Origin of the sequence: Vibrio sp. STUT-A11 (genome assembly GCF_026000435.1) — a bacterium.
Lineage (GTDB): Bacteria > Pseudomonadota > Gammaproteobacteria > Enterobacterales > Vibrionaceae > Vibrio.
Genome location: NZ_AP026763.1, coordinates 787,969 through 806,644, shown reverse-complemented (window position 1 = coordinate 806,644; position 18,676 = coordinate 787,969). Strand labels below are relative to the sequence as shown.

Below are 18,676 nucleotides of genomic sequence, written 5' to 3'. Positions count from 1 at the left end.
GAATTTTTTAGTTAAATTCAAGTTCTACCTGGTTTGTTCCAAGTAACTGTTTTAAATCGTCTATTAATGTATCACTTGGCGTTACTCGCCACTCGGTGCCCAATGTTAACCGCGCTCTGGCGTCGGCACGCTGGTAGTATACATTGACGGGTACGGTTCCGGCTTTGTGCGGTTCTAAAATACGACTGAACTGCTCAAAGAATTGATCATTGATCTGATTTGCATCAATCGATACCGACAGACCACGAGCGTATTTTTCACGCGCGCTGCCGAGATCCATAACTTCACGCGCCGACATTTTAAGGCCACCATTGAAGTCATCAAAGCTGACCTGTCCTGAAACGACCAAAATTCTGTCTTTTTCGAGAAGTTCAGCATACCGATCAAGCGCATCTGAAAATAGCATGACCTCCATTCGACCACTTCGGTCATCTAATGTCATGATACCAATACGTGTTCCTCGCTTGGTCGTCATCACGCGAGCAGCTATCACCAAACCTGCTACCGTCACTGATTGGTCACGACGTGTTGGCGTTGCGTCTTTTAGTCGACAACTGGTGTATTTATTTAGTTCCTTTAAATACGCGTTAATGGGGTGCCCAGTCAAATATAAGCCAAGAGTGTCGCGTTCACCCTCCAGCCAAACCTTTTCAGGCCAAGCTGGAACTTGAATGTATTTATGCTCCACTTCTTCAGGCGCATCGGTTAATACACCGAACATATCCGCCTGACCAAACGCTTCTGCCTGATGGTGCTGACTCGCGGCTTTCACTGCATCACTCAATGACGCCATCATAGCTGCACGATGAGGTCCAAGTCGGTCTAATGCACCGGCGTAGATCAGCTTTTCAATTACACGCTTGTTAACACGTTTTAGATCGATACGCGCACAGAAATCAAACAAATCTTTGAAGTGACCGCCTTTGTTTCTCGCTTCCAGTATCGCATCAATCGGGCCTTCACCAACACCTTTGATCGCACCGATACCGTAAACAATAGCGCCGTTTTCATCAACATTAAAGCGATACAACCCTGAGTTAATGTCCGGAGGCAATACGGTAAGCTTCATACGGAAACATTCGTCGACCAGACCAACCACTTTTTCAGTGTTATCCATATCGGCGGTCATTACCGCAGCCATAAACTCAGCTGGATAATGCATTTTCAGCCATAGCGTTTGGTACGAAACCAAGGCATATGCAGCAGAGTGCGATTTGTTAAAGCCGTAGCCAGCGAATTTTTCTACCAAGTCGAAGATTTTCATCGCCAGCTCGCCGTCGATGCCGTTCTTCACCGCCCCTTCTTCGAAAGTAGCACGTTGTTTGGCCATCTCTTCCGGCTTTTTCTTACCCATCGCACGACGCAACATGTCGGCGCCACCCAAGGTGTAACCAGACAAGACCTGCGCAATCTGCATTACCTGCTCCTGATACAGGATGATTCCGTACGTTGGGTCTAATATCTCTTTTAGTGACTCGTGTTGCCACTTTTCATCTGGGTAAGAGACCGCTTCACGGCCGTGTTTACGGTCGATAAAGTTATCTACCATGCCCGACTGTAGTGGACCCGGACGGAAGAGCGCTACTAGTGCGATGATGTCTTCGAAACAGTCTGGCTGAAGTCGCTTGATCAACTCTTTCATACCACGCGATTCCAACTGGAATACGGCGGTGGTTTCTGAGTTTTGTAACAAACGGAACGACGCCTGATCGTCGAGTGGGATAGATTCTATGCGAACCGGCTCTTTACCTTCGCGCTCTAAACGCGGGTTAATCAAACCAAGCGCCCAGTCAATAATGGTTAGTGTACGCAGACCAAGGAAGTCGAACTTAACCAGACCAGCAGTTTCTACGTCGTTCTTATCAAACTGGGTAACCGGGAAGTGACCTTCCGCATCCGCATAGATCGGCGCGAAGTCGGTGATCGTGGTGGGTGAAATAACAACACCACCCGCGTGCTTACCCGCGTTTCGTGTACAACCTTCCAAGATGTGGCACATGTCGATGAGTTCTTTAACTTCTTCATCTGCCTCATAAAGCTCAGGTAGTGCTGGCTCAGCTTTGAATGCTTTATCCAGCGTCATGCCAGGATCTGGTGGGATAAGCTTCGAGATTCGGTCGACAAAACCAAACGGATGACCAAGAACACGCCCCACATCGCGGATTACCGCTTTGGCTGCCATGGTACCAAAGGTAATGATCTGAGATACCGCATCACGTCCGTACATTTCAGCTACGTGATCAATGACCTGGTCGCGTTTATCCATACAGAAGTCGACATCGAAATCGGGCATGGATACACGTTCAGGGTTCAAGAAACGTTCGAACAGAAGATCGTATTCCAGTGGATCAAGGTCAGTGATTTTCAGTGCGTATGCCACCAGAGAGCCCGCACCCGAACCACGACCTGGGCCTACAGGAATATCGTTGTCTTTCGACCACTGGATGAACTCCATTACGATCAGGAAGTATCCTGGGAAGCCCATCTGGTTGATAACATCCAACTCAATTTGCAAACGCTCATCGTATTCTGGACGACGCTTTTTGCGTTCTTCTTCATCTGGGAACAGGAACTCCAGACGCTCTTCCAGACCTTCGCGTGATTTCATCACCAGGAATTCGGTCTCTTTCATGCCCTCAGTTGGGAAGGCGGGCAGGAAGTATTCATTAAGACGCACAGTTACGTTACAGCGCTTAGCAATCTCTACACTGTTTTCTAGCGCTTCAGGAATATCCGCAAACAGCTCACACATTTCTTCTTCAGTGCGAAGATACTGCTGTGGGCTGTAGTTTTTTGGTCGGCGCGGGTCTTCTAGTGTATAACCGTCATGAATCGCTACTCGAATTTCATGAGCATCAAAACGATCAGCGCTGAGAAAGACCACCTCGTTGGTTGCCACAACGGGCAGATCAACTTGCTCCGCAAGTTCCACCGCGAAGTGCAAATAGGTTTCTTCATCCGGACGACCAGTACGCAGCAATTCTAGATAATAACGGTCTGGAAAGTGCTGTTTGTAAAACTCGACACAACGCTGTACTAAATTCCGGTTACCTTTAAGCAAGGCTTTGCCGATATCACCACTTTTACCACCAGAAAGAACGATTAAACCTTCTGACATTTCAGCCAACCAGGCCTTATCAATCACTGGCTGATGCTGGATATGACCGCGTAGGTACGCTTTGGAGATCAGCAGCGTCAGGTTTTTGTAACCTACGTTATCTGCAGCCAGTACCGTTAGCTGTGTCAGCTCCTCACCGAACTCATCAGATTGCATTTTGAAATCTGCGCCGATGATCGGTTTAACACCGCAGCCATGCGCTGTGCCATAAAACTTCACCAAACCACACAGGTTAGTGAAATCGGTCAATGCCATCGCAGGCATGCCAAGCTCTGCGACTTTTTTAACGATCGGTGGAACTTTGTTGATACCATCCACCATCGAAAAATCACTGTGAACTCGAAGATGAACGAACTTGGGATCTGACATTAACAGGTACCGTGTAACTCTATTTTGTTTTGAATTTTAACCTAAAGGACTGGGGATATAACACCAATTCACCCAATTTATTACTCTATGCCTAAGGCTTTCTTGACTGGTTTAAAGCTCTTACGGTGTTCGGCGATCACGCCATGTTGCTCAATCGCTTCAAAGTGCACTTTGGTTGGATAGCCTTTGTGCTTTGCAAATCCAAATTGAGGATATTGCTTATCCAGCTCTTCCATTTCGGTATCACGTACTACTTTAGCAATGATAGACGCTGCGCTGATCTCGGCCACACGCAAGTCACCTTTAACCACAGCTTGAGAATCCATCGGTAGCTCAGGACAACGGTTGCCATCAATAAGCACAAGATCTGGCTGAACATTTAAGCCAGCAATCGCACGTTGCATTGCCACCATGGTCGCTTGAAGAATATTAAGCTCATCAATTTCTTGTGGCGAACAACGCCCCACCGCCCAAGCGAGTGCTTTTTGTTTGATTTCCGGCAGCAAAGCTAAACGTTTTTTTTCGCTGAGCTTTTTCGAGTCATTTAAACCCTCGATCGGGTTGTTTGGATCTAAAATAACCGCAGCGGTCACAACATCCCCGACCAAAGGGCCACGTCCAACTTCGTCAACACCAGCGATAATCTGGTAGCCTTGTGGCGTTTCAAACGGTGGAAGTTCGACCTTTGTCTTGGTCATCTTGGTTTTGGTAGACTTAGCTTTGGTAACCATGTGGTTCTCTATTTTTCAATCAGTTTTAATACCGCACTTGCGGCTTGTTGGTCCGCATCTTTGCGTATCCAGTGATGCATTTCGGTAAACTTGTCGATCATCTCGCTGTTATCGCTTTCCAGTAGACGAGACACTTCTTCAAAAAGGTTTTCTGCTGTACATTCGTCCTGTAAATATTCTTTTACCAGCTCGTCATCGGCAAGAATGTTGGGTAGTGATACGTATTTGGTCTTCAGCAGACGTTTAGCCAAAAATGCCGTTAATGCATTAACACGATAACCGACAACCATAGGACGTTTTAGCAGCATACATTCCAGTGCAACCGTACCAGATGCCAGCATGACCGCATCAGAGGCAGTAATCACGTTACGTGCAGTATCATCCACCAGCTTAAAGTCCAATTCGGGCGCATGTTGTTTCCACGCTTGCTCAAATTGCTCACGACGCTTCTGATTCACAAGTGCAACCACAAAACCCAAAGCCGGGTATTTCTGATGCAGTAATTTACAGGTTTCAATAAACGGCTGCGATAGCATTTTCAATTCACTACCACGACTGCCAGGCAGTACAGCTAACCATTTTTTATCTTGCTCTAAACCCAGCAGTTCTCTTGCTGGTGCTTGCTCGGAACTAAGTGAAATAGCATCGGCCAACGTGTGACCAATAAATTCACATGGCACATTAAACTTATCGTAAAACGCTTTTTCGAACGGAAGAAAGGCCAAAACCAGATTCGTCGCGGCTTCGATCTTAAAAATACGCTTTTGACGCCATGCCCAGACAGAAGGACTGACATAATGAACCGTTTTGATCCCGGCTTGCTTTAGGTCCAACTCCAGTCGTAAATTGAAATCCGGCGCATCAATACCGACAAAGACATCGGGTGGATTTTGAGTGAAGTACTTAACTAACTCTGCTTTGACTTTTAGCAAGCGAGGTAGGCGTCCCAGAACTTCAACCAGGCCCATTACCGCCAGCTCTTCCATATCGAAGAGTGATTCACAGCCTTGAGCGATCATTTTAGGGCCGCCAATACCGACAAACTCCGCGTTTGGATATTGATCTTTAACTGCTTTGATAAAGCCTTCACCCAGAGTATCACCGGAAAGTTCTCCGGCAATGATGCCAATACGTAATGGTTTTTCCATATCGTTCCCGCCCTATGTACTATGGATAAGGTAATTCCCTATCCATAAAACACAAAAAGATCGCAGCCTAATTCAGGCGCGATCTTTTCAATTTATTTGAACATCCGTGAATTAACGAATGATACCACGTTCCGTGGTTTCCAGAAGGTCACAGAAACGTTTCACAGCTGGAAACTCTTGTGCCATTTCAGCCAACACAGGTTTCACTTCTTCCAGCGTTTTACCAGAACGGTAAATTTCTTTGTACGCTTTTTGCAGTGCACGAATTTCTGGCTTTTCGAAACCGTTGCGCTTCAGGCCAACTAAGTTCAAACCAAATGGTGTAGCGTGGTTACCTTGTGCAAGCACATAAGCTGGAACGTCCTGTACAACAGCAGAACAGCCACCAACATAAGCGTATGCACCGACAGTACAGAACGGGTGAATTGCCGAAAGCGCCATAACACCAGCGTAGTCATCAACCGTCACGTGACCACCCAAAATCGAGTTGTTACCGATGTGAGTGTGATTGCCCACCACCACGTCGTGCGCGATATGAGCATTCACACACAACAGGTTGTCGTCACCGATAACCGTGGTTGCTTTATCTTGGACTGTGCCACGATGAACCTGAACCGCTTCGCGAATCACATTGCGGTCACCAATCACCACCGTGGTATCTTCGCCGCCATACTTCTTGTCTTGGTTTTCTTCACCAATCACAGCATGTGGAAAAATACGGTTATCTTTACCAATGGTAGTATGGCCTTTAATGACAACGTGAGACATGACTTCTGTACCTTCACCGATTTCAACCGTTGAGGTAATGTAAGTGAATGGACCAACAGTCACATTAGCGCCAATTTTGGCACCTTCTTCTACCACCGCGGCAGGGTGGATTTTCGCGGTTTCATGAATCATATTAAAACTCTCGACGAGCACACTTCAGTTCTGCTGAACATACTACTTCGCCGTCAACTTTTGCCACACCCCGAAATGCAGCAATACCACGACGCTCTTTCAGAAATTCAACTTCAATGACCAGTTGGTCACCAGGTACGACGGGTTTACGAAATTTTGCGCCGTCAACGCTAGCAAAGTAGTACAGTTCATTCTCTGTTGGTGCACCAAATGATTTAAATGCCAATAGTCCGGTAGCCTGAGCCATCGCTTCCAGAATCAAAACACCAGGGAATACGGGTAGTTGAGGAAAATGACCTGTGAACTGAGGTTCGTTAACCGACACATTTTTAATCGCATGAAGGTACTTCTCTTCTTGGAAGTCCGTCACACGGTCGATCAATAAGAATGGGTAGCGATGAGGTAAAAGCTCTTGAATCTCAGAGATGTTCATCGTTTTCTTTTCAGTAGTCAAAGTCGTATTCCTATATAAATTCTTTATAACCAAGGTGGTCAGGCTACGATAATAGCCGCAAAATCGGAAAATTCCGGCAAAGTGTATACCAGCTTGATGTTATACCAATCGTAGTAAATAAGTGCTTATTCTCGCTTGCCAAAACGCTCGATCACTTACTTACTGTGATTGGTATTTAATATACTCATAGCGCGTCATTATAGAAGAAAAAGACTCGCATTTCGCGAGTCTTTGTTCAGAATGTGGAACTAAGATTCTTCTTTTGGTTCCAGCAGTTTCTCAACGGCTTTCAAACGTTTATTCATCTCGTCAATACGGTGAACTCGGGTCACGGTTTTACGCCATTCCTTGTTCGTCTGTAGTGGAATACCCGATGAGTAAATGCCTTTTTCTTCGATACCGCGCATTACCATGCTCATACCGGTGATAGCAACACCATCTGCAATGGTGATGTGGCCGTTAAGAACCGACGCACCGCCGATCTGACAGTACTTACCAATTGTAGTACTGCCCGCCACAATAGTACCACCTGGCATCACGGTACCATATCCGATGTGAACGTTGTGAGCGATTTGAAGCTGGTTATCCAGAATCACGTTGTCTTCAATAACCGTATCTTCTAATGCACCACGGTCAATGGTCGTACATGCGCCGATCTCAACACGGTTCCCGATACGCACAGAACCAAGCTGAGGGATTTTAATCCACTCGCCTTTGTCATTTGCGTAACCAAAACCGTCAGAGCCGATCACAGTGCCAGACTGGACCAAACAATCATCGCCCAGCGAAACTTCATGATAGATAGTTACATTAGCCCAAAGCTTGGTGTTATTACCCAGCTTAGCGTTTTTACCGATAAAGCAACCTGCACCAACCATCACGTTGTCGCCAAGTTCTACGCCCGTTTCAATCACGGCGTTTGCTCCAACTGCAACGTGCTTACCCATCTTAACATTGGCTGCAATCACGGCACTTGGTGCAATGTCTTGTGCTGGTTTTGGTGTTGTGTCCATTGCCTGGACAACATGTGCAAAAGCAACATAAGGATCCGCAACTACTAGCGCATTGCCTACGCACTTATCTTTATGTTCAGCTTTCACCATCACGACAGTGGCTTTGCAGTCAGACAGATGCTTTGCGTACTTTGGGTTAGACAAGAAGGTCACATCACCTTCTTGTGCTTTATCCATTGGAGCAACACGGTTAACAACAAGTGTGTCATCACCAAATAATTCGCCACCAGTAATGGTTGCCAACTCGGCTAATGTTAATGTTTTCATAACTTCTTATTTTAAAGCTTTAATTACGTCTTCAGAGATGTTGTATTCTGGCTTAGCAAATTGAAGCATAGAGCTATCAATTACCATATCGTAACCTTTGTTCTTAGCGACTTTTGCCACAGCGTCTTGAATCGTTTTAAATAGCTTAGCTTTTTCTTCCGCTTCACGACGAGCGCTTGCTTTGTCTAAAGCCTGAGCTTTCACTTTGTACTCGCTGTCTAGCTTTGCAATATCGATACGTAGTTTTTCAATTTCATCTTGACTTAGAAGCTCACCATCACGTTGTAGCTTCTCAATTTTTGTTTTCGCTTGAGATTGAATTTTCTTAAGCTCGTCGGCTTTACCTTTAAAATCTTTCTGCATTTTTTGCAAAACAACTTCACGCTGAGGAAGTGCTTGAAAAACTTGACCAGTGTTTACGTAAGCAATTTTTTGCGCCGCTTCTGCAGCGTTTGCAAACATTGATGAGCCAAGTACAAGAAGGCCAATCCCAGCCGCTTTGATCATTTTATTCAAAATATTTTCCTCTTTAGAAGGTTCGACCGATAGTGAATGTGAAGAACTCTTCATCATCGCCATCATATTTCTTAACTGGTTTCGCTAGTGAGAATACTAGAGGCCCCATTGGAGACATCCATTGCAACGCCGCACCGTAAGACGAGCGGTAATTGGTTGGATCTGAGTAGTCGTAATAGTATTTATCACCATATTCCGCGCCTGAACTGCGGTAGTCAAATTCTGTATCCCAGACACTTGCCATATCAAAGAAGATACTGGTACGAATTTGGTTTCTAACTTCATCCGATGCGAACGGGGTCGGAACGATCAGCTCAAGGCTTGCTAATGCGACAGCGTTACCACCTACGGCATCGTCTGTTGCAGTATCTGCACCATTGTTCGAGCCCGAGTAATCACGGTACACCGCTTTTGGACCTACTGAGTTAGAGCCAAAACCACGTAGCGATGTAAAGCCACCCGCGTAGTAGTTTTCGTAGAATGGGAACAAGTTATCGTTACCATTCGTTTCGCCATAGCCGTTACCGTACCCTAAACGACCACGGAACAAGAGCGTGAATTCATGTTTTTCAGTCAGTGGCATGTATTGACGAACATCGTACTGCATTTTGAAATACTGAACGTCAGAGCCAGGTACCGTCATCTTGTAAAACGCGCGTTGGTGATTACCCGCCGTCGGGAAGTAACCACGGTTCAGGTTGTTACGTGTCCAAGAGATATTGATATCAAAATCGTTGGTGTTCAATGAACCATCTGAATCAATATTGTCAGCTTGTGCACGCAAGAATTGCTCTACCTGTAAGTAAGGAGATAAGTTACCAATCTTGTTGTGCGTGTAACCAACACCGAACTCAAAGCGGTTTAGCTCATCGAACGGGAAACCCCATGTCAGGCTACCGCCGTAACTTTGGTTGGTGTAGTCAACAATACCTGCTTCAGATGCTTCAAATTCATCATAGAAGATCTTGCCACCCAAACTTACTCCATCGAGGTTCCAGTATGGGTCTCGGTAGTCCAAGCTGATATTCTTTTGGTAGTCGTTCATCATGGCGTTAATACCAACTCGATTACCACTACCTAAGAAGTTGTCTTGTTGTAAACCAACCTGGAAGCTTACACCAGATTCTGTACCGTAGCCGACACCAAAGTTCACGCTACCGGAGTTCGCCTCTTTCACAGAGTAAACCAGATCAACCTGGTCATCACTGCCTGGTACACGAACAGTTTGTACTTCAACGTTTTCAAAGTAACCAAGACGGTTCAGACGAGTTTTACCCGTTTCAATCGATTTCGAGTTCAACCAGCTGCCTTCCATCTGACGCATCTCGCGACGAAGCACTTCATCTTTGGTCGAGTTGTTACCCGTGAAGCGAATATCACGCACGTAAATTCGATTACCTGGATCAACATTAACCACTAACGATACTTGGTTGTTTTCATCGTCAAATTCAGGAATGGTATTTACCTGAGGATAAGCGTAACCTGATTCACCCAGAACGCGTTTAATCCCCTCTTCCATCGATGTTACCAGCGAACCATTATAAGTTTCACTGCTTTCAAATGGCACCATGTCTTCGAACGCGTCTTGCTCTCCAACAAGATCACCACGGAATTTTACGTCCTTAACGGTGTACACCTCTCCCTCTTCCAAACCAAGAGTAATATATACCCCTTTCTTGTCAGGAGAGATTGCAACCTGTGTTGAATCAACGTTAAATTTCAGATAACCACGATCGAGATAGAAAGACTTCAGTGCTTCAATATCACCAGCAAGTACTTGCTTTTGGTACTTTTCATCCGCGAGGAAGTTCCACCAAGGCACGTCAACATTCAAGTTGAAACGAGACAATAGCTCTTCGTCAGAAAAGACTTCATTACCAATAAAGTTGATTTGCTGAATTTTTGCCGACACACCTTCGGTAAAGACAAACTTCAGATCGGAACGGTTACGCGGCAAAGGAGTCACTACGGCTTTCACTGTCGCGTTATATTTACCCACGCTGTAGTAAAAGTCTTCCAAGCCTTTCTCAATATTGCTCAGGGTTGTACGGTCAAGCGCTTCACCTTCACGAATACCTGATGCGTTCAGGTTTTCTTGTAGCTGCTCGTCCTTGATCGCTTTGTTACCTGAAAATGAGATGCTTGCAATGGTCGGACGCTCTTTGACTTGAACAACAAGCACCTCACCATCACGCAGTACTCTCACATCTTCAAAGTTACCAGATGCGTACAGTGCGCGGATAATTTCTGCAACATCGCCTTGGCCAATGGTATCACCGACGCGCACAGGCATTTTCAGCAACGCAGCACCTAGTGCAACACGCTGCAATCCATCGATTTCAATATCTTGAACTACGAAGTTCTCTGCTCCATTTGCAGACACACTGGTCGCCAGTAAACTTGCAAATAGAATTCGCTTAATCGCCATACTTGTTCTAATTATTCCTTGCTACTGCTTTGTCTCTGAACTCTCACAGACGAGTAAAATCATTAAATAGCGCTAACGCCATGAGCGAGAAGATGATCGCACCACCAATTCGGTACCCCATTTCCTGTATTCTCTCTGGAACTGGGCGTCGAATAACGGCTTCAATTGCAAAAAACAACAAATGACCACCATCCAACATTGGTAAAGGTACGAGATTAATAATACCTAGGTTAACACTAATTAGAGCGAGAAAACCTAAAAAATAGACCAGACCATAGTCTGCTGTCGCCCCAGCCCCTTTCGCAATCGAAATAGGGCCACTGAGATTGTTCAGGCCAACGTCACCTACTATCAGCTTTTTAAGCATGCTGACGGTAAGTCCGACAACTTGACCCGTTTTATCAATTGCTTTGCCAATTGATTCGAATACACCAAACTGTAAATCGAAGCGATAACTTTCTGGCCATTCTGCGACTTCAGGGGCAATGCCCGCGAAGCCAATCACTTCTTTGTTAGCCAACTCACGACTACCCGGGGTCAATGTTAATGACTGGTGATAACCGTCACGTAGTACGGTCAACTCGATTGGAGTATTTGGATTAGAGCGAACAGCCTCTACCACATCATCCCAAACGGCCACCGCTTTACCAGCAATCTCAACAATTTCGTCTCCTGGCAATACACCAGCATTCTCAGCAGCTCCGCCTTCCGTAACTTGCTGGATAGTTGTATAAATCTCAGGAGTGTAAGGTTTAAAACCCAGCGAGTGCATCGCAGACTCAGTTTCCGGGTCAAACTGCCAGTCTCGAAGGTCGAGCGTTTTTGTCACCTCAGAGCCGATTTCATCGTTTGATGCTACGGTTACCGTCATCAAATCATCACCAATGTGAGAAATCAATCCCATATTGACGGATTCCCAGTCCGGAGTTTTGATACCTGAGATCGCTTTTAGTTCCATCCCAGATTCAATTCCTGCCTCGGCAACAATCGAGTTGGGCGTAATGTCACCAACCACAGGCTTAACAGCAGGCACACCAATGAGGAAAACCAACCAATAAGCGAAGATAGCAAATAAGAAGTTAAAGATGGGGCCAGCAGCAACGATTGAGGTGCGCTTCCAAAGTGGTTTTTGGTCAAAAGCTAAGTGCTTTTCCTGTGGGGGAACATCATCTACACGGCTATCCACCATTTTGACATAGCCACCAAGAGGAATCATCGAGATGCTGTACTCGGTTCCGTCTTTGCCCATCTTGTTCCAGATCGACTTACCAAAACCGATTGAGAACTTTTCAACTTTAACGCCGCAACGACGCGCAACCCAAAAGTGACCAAACTCGTGCACAGCCACAAGAATGCCAAGTGCAACGATAAAAGAAACGAGATTCCACAAAATACCAGTCATTAGCCACGCTCGCATATCAATTCAAGGGCGATAGTTCTTGCCATTCTATCTAGCTCTAACAAGCTTTCCAAGCTATTCACACTATCAGCTTTGCAGCTCGCACCGATTTTATTCAACACCGACGCATTGATGCGAGCTATGTCAGTAAAACCTAGACGATTATTTAGAAACGCATCAACAGCAACTTCATTCGCAGCATTAAGAGTCGTTGTCGCATGTTGGCCTTCGTAGCAAGCGTCAATCGCCAGTTTCAGACATGGGTAGCGTGCAAAGTCAGGCTGCAAGAAAGTCAGCTCTCCAACCTGTGTAAAGTCAAGTGGTTTAACCCCGGCATTGACTCGAGACGGGTATGACATGGTCAAGGCAATTGGCGTTGCCATGTCGGGTTCACCCATTTGGGCTAATACTGAGCCATCACGATACTGCACCATGGAATGAATCACTGACTGCGGATGAATAATCACTTTAAGCTGCTCACGTGTCGCGTTAAATAGCCATTTAGCCTCAATGTACTCCAAGCCTTTATTCATCATTGTTGCAGAGTCAACTGAGATTTTTGGCCCCATAGACCAATTCGGGTGAGCAATAGCTTGTGCTGGCGTCACGTGTTCTAATTCAGCAATATCAGTGTAACGGAATGGTCCACCAGAGCCTGTCAGCAAAATATGAGAAATCCCATGCTCGTCTAAATGACATCGACCCAGACTGGTTTGAACTTGCTCTGGTAAACACTGGAAAATCGCATTATGTTCGCTATCGACAGGAAGTAACTCGGCACCGTACTTCTCAACGGCATCAATAAATAGCTGCCCTGACATGACCAGTGCTTCTTTGTTGGCCAGTAACACTCGTTTACCTGCTTTTACCGCTGCCATCGTAGGTAATAAACCAGCAGCACCAACAATTGCTGCCATGACGCTATCAACTTCGTCTAATGACGCAACATGGCAAAGGGCGTCAACACCACCCAGCACTTCTGTATCTGGTGCGCATGAACAAAGTTCAGATTTCAGTGCAACTGCTGCAGACTTATCCGCCATTACCGCGTATTTAGGTTGCCATTGACGACAAAGTGCCGCCATCTTTTCAACGTTAGTGCCTGCTGCAAGCGCAACAACAGAAAATAGCTCTGGATTCTGTTCGACCACTTTAAGTGTACTTGCACCAATTGAGCCTGTTGCACCAAGAATCGTTAACTTTTGCATGTTGTATGACCGTTATAAAAACTCAGGAGCGTAAAGCCGCTCCCGATAAATTAGAATAGGTAGTAAAGAAGAGCAAAGACGGGAAATGCTGCGGTTAGGCTATCAATTCGATCAAGCACACCGCCGTGTCCTGGAATGATATTACTGCTGTCTTTAATGCCTGAGATACGCTTGAACATACTTTCAACCAAATCGCCAAGCACTGAAATGACCACCGTGACAAGCGTAATGACTACCATATGAACTGAGCTCGTAAATTGAATATCGAACCAGTCAGCGAACAACCAACCAACGATCAACGCAGCGATGATACCTCCGAGCAAGCCCTCAATGGTCTTATTTGGACTTACATTTGGGGCCATTTTGCGCTTACCCATACTTTTACCAGCAAAGTAAGCGCCACTGTCTGCAGCCCATACCAAGAAACAAACGAAAAGAACCAGCTTTGCGCCGTGGTATGGATCTACCGTGATATCTGTAGCTCTCAGGATGATGACGCTCCAAAGAAAGGGAAGTAACGTCAGAAACCCAAAAAGGTGCCTTAGAAGAGGGCTACTCTGCCAAGACTTCGTGGACTTTGGGTAGGTAATCGCCATTAAACTGGCAATGATCCACCATACAAATCCAACACCAAGCATCACATAATGAGGCGTCGATAAGTGGTTGAGACTATTCGCCTCAGGTGAGATGTATAAAAAGCTAAGTCCGGTGACAATTACTGCCGGAATAAGGGCAGCAATTCGAGAACGACTGCCAGTAAACTGGGTCCACTCCCAAAATCCTAACAAGGTTACCGCTGTCAATGCGATGATAAAGCCCATCAGGGGCAACTTAAAAATGCCTAAAATAACCAGGGGAGCTAAAATTAGTGCCGTTATTATTCTCTGTTTCAAACTAATTAGTCCTTATTGAGCTGCCATCAATGCCTTTACTTGTTCACCTGTGCAGCCAAAACGACGCTCTCGGTTAATAAACCAGGTTACTGCTTCTACCAGACTGTCTTCGTCGAATTCTGGCCAGTATTCTGGTGTAAAGTACATCTCAGCATATGCCATTTGCCACAACATGAAGTTGCTAATGCGGCACTCACCACTGGTGCGGATGAGAAGATCCACCTCAGGTAAGTCTGCCATGGTCAAATGCTCGGTGATTAATTGCTCATTTATATCCTCTACACGTATTTCACCATTACGTGCTTTTAGTGCTAACGCTTTGGTTGCCTGTGTGATATCCCATTTGCCGCCATAATTGGCTGCAATGTTGATCACCATGCCTGTATTTTCCGCCGTTAGCTTTTCTGCTTCGATAATCTTCTTTTGCAGACGCTCGCTAAATCGGCTGGTATCACCGATCACTCGCAACTGTAAGTTGTTTTTATGTAGTTTTTTTACTTCACTGGACAGAACTGAAATAAACAGCTCCATCAAAAGGCCAACTTCTTCCTCGGGACGACGCCAGTTTTCACTGCTGAAAGCGAATAATGTCATCGATTTGATACCAAGCCGAGAAGCTGCTGCGACCGTCTTGCGAACTGCACTCACGCCTTTTTTGTGGCCGAATACACGAGGTTTTCCTTTGGACTTAGCCCAACGACCATTACCGTCCATTATGATGGCAATATGTTTAGGAAGGGAGTCAGAGAAGGCTTGAGAATTTTGCATAAGGAGTTTATTGAGTTCCATCAGTTGGACAGACTAACATAAAAAAACGCTGAGCTGTGAGCACAGCGTTTTCCAACAGTGATGTAGGTGGGAGTATTAAACTTCCATCAACTCTTTTTCTTTTGCAGCAAGAACTTCGTCGATCTTTTTAACTGCCACATCAGTCAGCTTTTGGATCTCGTCTTGTGCTTTACGATCTTCGTCTTCTGAGATTTCTTTATCTTTTAGAAGCGCTTTTAGATCGTTGTTTGCGTCACGACGGATGTTACGTACTGCAACACGGCCACCTTCCGCTTCACCACGAACGATCTTAACCAGGTCCTTACGACGCTCTTCTGTTAGCGGTGGAAGTGGAACACGGATGATAGTACCTGCAGACATTGGGTTTAGACCAAGGTCAGACATCATGATCGCTTTTTCAACTTTTTGAGTGAGTTCTTTGTCGAAAACTGTGATTGCTAGAGTACGTGCGTCTTCAGCAACAACGTTCGCTACTTGGTTTAGAGGAGTAGCAGCACCGTAGTATTCTACTGAGATACCAGAAAGTAGGCTTGGGTGTGCACGACCAGTACGAACTTTTGCAAGGTTGTTCTTTAGCGCTTCAACGCTTTTATCCATGCGCTCTTGAGCGTCTTTTTTAATTTCGTTAATCACGGTTTCACCTTAAAAATATCATCTTTCCTGAAGAAAGCTTAAAAGGGTTGAGCAAAGCGAAACACCATCCAACGCCTCTTGGATGGTGTCTAGAATTATGCGTCGTCAGAGTTGATCAGCGTGCCTTCTGCTTCACCCATCACCACGCGACGTAGTGCGCCTGGCTTGTTCATGTTAAATACGCGGATAGGCATTTTGTGGTCACGAGCAAGTGTGAACGCAGCCAAATCCATTACTTTAAGCTCTTTATCCAGAACCTCTGAGTAAGTTAGCTTATCATACAGCTCTGCGTCAGGGTTTGCTACTGGGTCAGCAGTAAATACACCATCAACTTTCGTTGCTTTTAGAACGATATCTGCTTCAATTTCAATACCGCGTAAACATGCTGCAGAGTCAGTGGTAAAGAATGGGTTACCCGTACCCGCTGAGAAAATCACCACTCGGCCACCACGTAATTGGCTGATAGCATCTGCCCAGTTGTAATCATCACATACACCGTTTAGTGGAATAGCAGACATTACACGAGCGTTAACATAAGCGCGGTGAAGAGCGTCACGCATTGCTAAACCATTCATTACTGTTGCAAGCATACCCATGTGGTCACCGACAACACGGTTCATACCAGCAGCTGCCAGGCCTGCACCACGGAACAAGTTACCGCCACCGATAACTACACCCACCTGAACACCGAGTTCAACCAGTTCTTTAACTTCTTGGGCCATGCGATCTAGGACCGCTGGATCAATACCAAAACCGTCTTCACCTTGAAGAGCTTCACCACTCAGTTTTAATAGAATACGTTGATACGCTGGTTTAGGGTTCGTAGTCATGGAGTTTACCTTCCAAAGAGAGTTGTTGATTAACAGTCATGAATAGACACAAATTTATTTATAGCTATTCATCACGGCTAATCGTCTACCGCTCATAAAAAGACCGTAGCCTTGGCTACGGTCTAATCTTTATGCAGTCTCTAAGGATTAACCTTTTTGAGCCGCAGCAACTTCTTCAGCGAAGCTCATTTCAGCTGCTTTCTCGATACCTTCACCTACTTCTAGGCGAACGAATGTAGCAACTGAAGCGCCTTTTTCTTTCAGCATTTCGCCTACAGTTTTCTTAGGCTCCATGATGAATGCTTGACCAGTTAGAGAGATTTCGCCAGTGAATTTCTTCATGCGGCCAACAACCATCTTCTCTGCGATCTCAGCAGGCTTGCCTTCGTTCATAGCGATTTCAACTTGAACTTCTTTCTCTTTAGCAACTACGTCAGCTGGTACGTCTTCTGGGTTTACGTACTCTGGCTTAGATGCAGCAACGTGCATTGCAACGTGCTTAAGAGTTTCAGCGTCGCCTTCACCAGCAACAACTACACCGATTTTCTCACCGTGACGGTAAGAAGCGATTGCTGCGCCTTCAACGTACTGAACGCGACGGATGTTGATGTTTTCGCCGATCTTAGCAACTAGAGCAACACGCTCTTCTTCAAATTTAGCGACTAGCTCTTCAACAGAAGCTTTAGAAGCTAGAGCGTCTGCAGCTACTTTCTCTGCGAATGCAGTGAAGTTACCGTCTTTAGCAACGAAGTCAGTTTGGCAGTTAACTTCAAGAAGAACAGCAACGCCGTTTTCTTCTTTGATGATGATTGCGCCTTCAGCTGCAACGTTACCAGCTTTCTTAGCTGCTTTCGCTGCGCCTGATTTACGCATGTTTTCAATTGCTAGTTCGATGTCTGCGTTTGCTTCTACAAGCGCTTTCTTACATTCCATCATGCCAGCGCCTGTGCGCTCGCGAAGTTCTTTAACTAGAGCAGCAGTTACAGTTGCCATTCTGTATTCCTCGTTTGATTCGAAATAAGGTAAAAAACAGGGGCCGAACATTGTTGGCCCCCATTACTAACTATAACTTAGTTTATGCTACACAAAGGTTTCACATAGACCAAGTGTGACCAGAGCCGCTATTATTCAGCTTCTACGAAACCGTCTTTTTCAGCAACTGCAGCTACGTCTTTGTTACGACCTTCAGACACTGCTGTACCAGCAGCGTTTAGGTATAGCTGTACTGCACGGATCGCGTCGTCGTTACCTGGGATAACGTAGTCAACGCCGTCTGGGTTAGAGTTAGTATCTACCACAGCGTATACTGGAATACCTAGGTTGTTAGCTTCTTTAATTGCGATGTGTTCGTGATCAGCGTCGATTACGAATAGAGCGTCTGGTAGGCCGCCCATGTCTTTGATACCACCAAGAGACTTCTCTAGCTTCTCCATTTCACGAGTGCGCATTAGAGCTTCTTTCTTAGTTAGTTTATCGAAAGTACCGTCTTGAGACTGTGCTTCAAGATCTTTTAGACGCTTGATAGACTGACGAACAGTTTTGTAGTTAGTTAGCATACCACCCAACCAACGGTTGTTCACGTAGAACTGGTTGCTTGCGATAGCAGCTTCTTTAACAGCTTCAGATGCAGCGCGCTTAGTACCTACGAATAGAACTTTACCTTTTTTCTCGCCAACTTTAGCTAGTTCAGCTAAAGCTTCGTTGAACATTGGTACAGTTTTTTCTAGGTTGATGATATGAACTTTGTTACGAGCGCCAAAGATGAACGGCTTCATTTTTGGGTTCCAGTAACGAGTTTGGTGACCGAAGTGAACACCAGCTTTTAGCATATCGCGCATTGATACAGTTGCCATTTTAAAATCCTCTATGGGGTTAGGCCTCCACATCCCCCATAACTCCGACCAAGCTTCTGCTCAGCACCCCGGAATATGTGACGGAATGTGTGTGATTTAAAGATAAAAGTTTATCGGATGAAACCTG

General features: G+C 45.6%; 16 protein-coding genes. All 16 read right to left on the bottom strand.

Annotation, left to right across the window (positions count from 1 at the left end; translation table 11 throughout):
* Positions 1-7: 7 nt before the first annotated feature.
* The 16 genes from dnaE to rpsB all read right to left on the bottom strand — a co-directional run bounded on the left by dnaE (position 8) and on the right by rpsB (position 18,549).
* Entirely contained in the window at positions 8-3,487 is a 3,480-nt protein-coding gene (gene dnaE, locus OO774_RS03775; protein WP_264904847.1) for a DNA polymerase III subunit alpha, read from the bottom strand.
* 80 nt (positions 3,488-3,567) lie between these two features.
* The gene (gene rnhB, locus OO774_RS03770; protein ID WP_264904845.1) at positions 3,568-4,218 is read right to left on the bottom strand and encodes a ribonuclease HII; all 651 of its coding nucleotides are present in this window, start codon (positions 4,216-4,218) and stop codon (positions 3,568-3,570) included.
* Between the two features lie 8 nt (positions 4,219-4,226).
* Positions 4,227-5,366: a lipid-A-disaccharide synthase gene (gene lpxB / locus OO774_RS03765; RefSeq protein ID WP_264904843.1), complete on the bottom strand. Its 1,140-nt coding sequence runs from the start codon at positions 5,364-5,366 to the stop codon at positions 4,227-4,229.
* Positions 5,367-5,477: 111 nt separating this feature from the next.
* A complete protein-coding gene (gene lpxA, locus OO774_RS03760; RefSeq protein ID WP_264904842.1) occupies positions 5,478-6,266 on the bottom strand; it encodes an acyl-ACP--UDP-N-acetylglucosamine O-acyltransferase in 789 nt (262 codons plus the stop codon).
* Position 6,267: 1 nt separating this feature from the next.
* Positions 6,268-6,720: a 3-hydroxyacyl-ACP dehydratase FabZ gene (gene fabZ, locus OO774_RS03755; RefSeq protein WP_264904840.1), complete on the bottom strand. Its 453-nt coding sequence runs from the start codon at positions 6,718-6,720 to the stop codon at positions 6,268-6,270.
* A gap of 248 nt (positions 6,721-6,968) precedes the next feature.
* Complete coding sequence (lpxD, locus tag OO774_RS03750) at positions 6,969-8,000, bottom strand: UDP-3-O-(3-hydroxymyristoyl)glucosamine N-acyltransferase (protein WP_264904838.1); 1,032 nt, start codon at positions 7,998-8,000, stop codon at positions 6,969-6,971.
* 6 nt (positions 8,001-8,006) lie between these two features.
* On the bottom strand, positions 8,007-8,516 hold the full coding sequence (locus OO774_RS03745) for an OmpH family outer membrane protein (RefSeq protein ID WP_264904836.1): 510 nt from the start codon (positions 8,514-8,516) through the stop codon (positions 8,007-8,009).
* A 13-nt stretch (positions 8,517-8,529) separates the two neighbouring features.
* Positions 8,530-10,944: an outer membrane protein assembly factor BamA gene (gene bamA / locus OO774_RS03740; RefSeq protein ID WP_264904834.1), complete on the bottom strand. Its 2,415-nt coding sequence runs from the start codon at positions 10,942-10,944 to the stop codon at positions 8,530-8,532.
* A gap of 43 nt (positions 10,945-10,987) precedes the next feature.
* Entirely contained in the window at positions 10,988-12,346 is a 1,359-nt protein-coding gene (gene rseP / locus OO774_RS03735; protein ID WP_264906063.1) for a sigma E protease regulator RseP, read from the bottom strand.
* Positions 12,346-13,551 (bottom strand): 1-deoxy-D-xylulose-5-phosphate reductoisomerase, encoded by a 1,206-nt coding sequence (ispC, locus tag OO774_RS03730; RefSeq protein ID WP_264904832.1) that lies wholly within the window; start codon positions 13,549-13,551, stop codon positions 12,346-12,348. The genes rseP and ispC overlap by 1 nt, the downstream gene beginning before the upstream one ends.
* Positions 13,552-13,601: 50 nt before the next feature.
* Positions 13,602-14,444 (bottom strand): phosphatidate cytidylyltransferase, encoded by an 843-nt coding sequence (locus OO774_RS03725; protein ID WP_264904830.1) that lies wholly within the window; start codon positions 14,442-14,444, stop codon positions 13,602-13,604.
* A 12-nt stretch (positions 14,445-14,456) separates the two neighbouring features.
* On the bottom strand, positions 14,457-15,212 hold the full coding sequence (locus tag OO774_RS03720; protein ID WP_176291742.1) for an isoprenyl transferase: 756 nt from the start codon (positions 15,210-15,212) through the stop codon (positions 14,457-14,459).
* A 96-nt stretch (positions 15,213-15,308) separates the two neighbouring features.
* Positions 15,309-15,866, bottom strand: a complete 558-nt coding sequence (frr, locus tag OO774_RS03715; RefSeq protein ID WP_237315141.1) for a ribosome recycling factor — start codon at positions 15,864-15,866, stop codon at positions 15,309-15,311.
* Between the two features lie 95 nt (positions 15,867-15,961).
* On the bottom strand, positions 15,962-16,696 hold the full coding sequence (pyrH, locus tag OO774_RS03710) for a UMP kinase (protein ID WP_264904827.1): 735 nt from the start codon (positions 16,694-16,696) through the stop codon (positions 15,962-15,964).
* A gap of 147 nt (positions 16,697-16,843) precedes the next feature.
* Positions 16,844-17,689 (bottom strand): translation elongation factor Ts, encoded by an 846-nt coding sequence (gene tsf / locus OO774_RS03705; RefSeq protein WP_264904826.1) that lies wholly within the window; start codon positions 17,687-17,689, stop codon positions 16,844-16,846.
* 131 nt (positions 17,690-17,820) lie between these two features.
* Entirely contained in the window at positions 17,821-18,549 is a 729-nt protein-coding gene (gene rpsB, locus OO774_RS03700; RefSeq protein WP_264904824.1) for a 30S ribosomal protein S2, read from the bottom strand.
* Positions 18,550-18,676 lie beyond the last annotated feature (127 nt).